3 protein-coding genes and 1 pseudogene are annotated in these 2631 nt (G+C 31.8%); all 4 read right to left on the bottom strand.

Features of this window, described 5'->3' with window-relative positions; translation table 11 throughout:
• Positions 1-243, bottom strand: a pseudogene (locus ACJMLZ_RS00290) (tryptophan--tRNA ligase); the annotation flags it as partial.
• Between the two features lie 97 nt (positions 244-340).
• Positions 341-856 (bottom strand): tRNA-intron lyase, encoded by a 516-nt coding sequence (gene endA, locus ACJMLZ_RS00285; protein WP_405303328.1) that lies wholly within the window; start codon positions 854-856, stop codon positions 341-343.
• Positions 857-947: 91 nt separating this feature from the next.
• Positions 948-1661, bottom strand: a complete 714-nt coding sequence (locus ACJMLZ_RS00280) for a metal-dependent transcriptional regulator (RefSeq protein ID WP_405303327.1) — start codon at positions 1659-1661, stop codon at positions 948-950.
• Between the two features lie 303 nt (positions 1662-1964).
• Positions 1965-2631, bottom strand: a 667-nt coding sequence (locus ACJMLZ_RS00275; protein ID WP_405303326.1) for a putative glycoside hydrolase, incomplete at its 5' end; no start/stop codon positions are given.

Genomic DNA, 2631 nt, shown 5'->3' with positions numbered 1-2631 from the left:
ATGACCAATGTGCATTTGTCCACTTGGCATCATACCAGTTACAACAGCAAATTCCTTATTTTGATTGATTAATTTATTTATTTCATCAAATTCCCTATGTCCAAAGATTACACCACGTTTCATTAACCTTTGAGGATTTTTAATATCATTTAGTATTTCAGAAATTTTGCCAATACCAAACTGATTGACCAATTTATCATAATCTAGGCTAAATGATGCCCATGGATCTATTAACTCTGCCATATTTTCACCAACAACACTTTTAAATTAAATTCATGATTAAAATTATTTACTCAATTAATAAAACTTATAAAAATATAATAGATTCCTTTAATTAAAATTAGGGTCTGGTCCACTCGACATTATAGTATGTGATATCAAAATCCTCATCGACTATTGCCAAAAGAAGTTTCTTATTAACACCATGTGAAACCCTGACATAACTTGCGAAGTCCAAAGCATCGATTTCGTAATTTTCAAAAATAATTTTCACCAGATAATCTGAATGTCCTTGGCCCGGGCCGCCTCCACGATTATACAACCTGAATTCAGACCCATACTTAAATCCGGTTTTGATTACATAACCCCTATCTTTTAAATCACGATAAACAACGTATTTACCATATAACTCCTGTTGTTTTAAAATATCAATTAGATAACCAATGCTGCATTCAATTTCATTTTCGTAAATATCTAAACGGCCTTTTTCCAACAAATAACATGCCTCAATTAAAGAAAGATTTAAACAATCAGCTTCAATTTTACCGAACTTACTCTTTTCATGTAATGCTATTGGTCTTTTACTTCCTTCTTCAATTTTAATTGACACTAAATCATTTAATAAATTTCCACGCATTAAAACACCGCAAAAAGAAATAAATTATATTTAATGCTAATATGTTTTGAAGAGATATTATATAAATTTTTTTAAAATAAAAAAAGAAAAGTTAAATTCTAATAAAAATATTATTAGCCATTTCTAATGGAATATTTAACTCATTATCATCTACAATTACTGGATAATAATTACCCGTAGGGATTTCAGTATATTCAAATTTTAGTTGAGACCCGATTGTTATTTCCAACTCTGCAATGGCATCAAGCAAATCTGAATTTCCACGGATAAATGAAACAATGCCCTCAGTAGTGGAAGTCAATTCGGAAATAGATAATAAATTGAATTGCCTGTTTACAATTTGATCGAAGTCATTTTGTGAATAGCATTGTCTGCAACTGTCAAAATCAAAATTACAAGCCGGAATAATATTGTTGTCAGGACATAAATCAGGATTGTTCAGCATTGCGCATAAAGCCCTTTCAGCTTCATCAGATAAGGCATGTTCCATTTCACAGGCCTGGCTGTGAACATTTTCCTCTTTAACCTTTAAGACATCGATTAAAAATTTTTCTAGAATTCTATGTTTTCTTGTTATTTTTTGAGCTATTTTCATACCTTCATCAGTTAAAGTAGCTCCCTTATAAGGAGTATAATCAATATATCCCAGTTTTTCTAATTTTTTAAGCATCTGAGTAACACTGCCCGGTGCAATGCCCAATTCATTTGAAATTTGGGTGGTAGAAACCTGTTCCTTATTGCTTCCATTGCGGTATAAAACCTCTAGGTATTCCTCAATATTCTCACTAATTTTATTCTCAGCCATAGAATTCACCTTAAATTAACTTATTTTATAATTATATGACTAAAAGTATAAAAAAGTTTTGGTATACCTAAATTTTATGTGAGAATATATCAAAAAAAGTATAATAAAAGATATGATTTTAAAATATTTAAACTTTATCAAAAAAGAAAGTAAATAGTTAGGATAGCAAGCATATTCAATATGGAAAATATGCCCGTATTCAAACTAATTACATTTTAACGAATTTGGACGTAAGACATCAGAAGCATATATATTTCATGCAAACTGATTCCCACCACATTCATTGAATGATATTTCTTAACCCTATTTAAGATTGTTAAAGTTTGGAATATTTGACAACCCGTATCTGAATAATATGACTCCTGAAGCTTTAGCGTTCAATACTGTTTTAATATCATTATTTAATTCGGATATAGGCAACTTGGTAGGGTCATCATCAGATCTATAAGACTGTAAAGTTGTCCATACCTTAGCTCCCTTTGAATTATCAACATACCATTTGGTTGTGCTGCTAATCCATGATGTTCCAGATTTATAATTTCCTTTGTAAACCATTGGAAGTACAAGATCCAAATAGCTGCTAAGTTTGGAATAGTCCTGACCATAATAATAAACACTGACGCTTGGTTCCGGCATCAACGCTGCTGAAACCAGTATGTTTGGATTAATATTATGAATTGCCTGTGTTGCCTGTCTAGTAAATTCACTTATAGCTGCAGCGCCTCCGCTAGTTTTATATGCAGTACCAGGATACCTTAAGTAGTCGAAAAGAATGCCTGAAACACCTTTAAGGTTTGCATACTCTTTGGCTTCAGCAATCTTGGAATTGAAAACTTGAGTATTATAAGACCCTCCGGAAACAGGGTTTATCCATGATCCGTCATAAAATGCCTGCATCCATATATGAACTCTTATACCTACTCTATTTGCGCTGGCAATCCAAGATTCAACTCCTGACTTTCCGTACAGT

Origin of the sequence: Methanobrevibacter sp., assembly GCF_045126245.1 — an archaeon.
GTDB lineage: Archaea > Methanobacteriota > Methanobacteria > Methanobacteriales > Methanobacteriaceae > Methanocatella.
The sequence above is the reverse complement of the archived record's forward strand: the minus strand, read 5'-3'. Positions and strand labels throughout refer to the sequence as shown.

Bases quoted from the DNA above. Each gene is read 5' to 3' on its own strand.
- endA (WP_405303328.1), bottom strand. From the start codon at position 856: ATGCGTGGAAATTTATTAAATGATTTAGTGTCAATTAAAATTGAAGAA.
- ACJMLZ_RS00280 (WP_405303327.1), bottom strand. From the start codon at position 1,661: ATGGCTGAGAATAAAATTAGTGAGAATATTGAGGAATACCTAGAGGTT.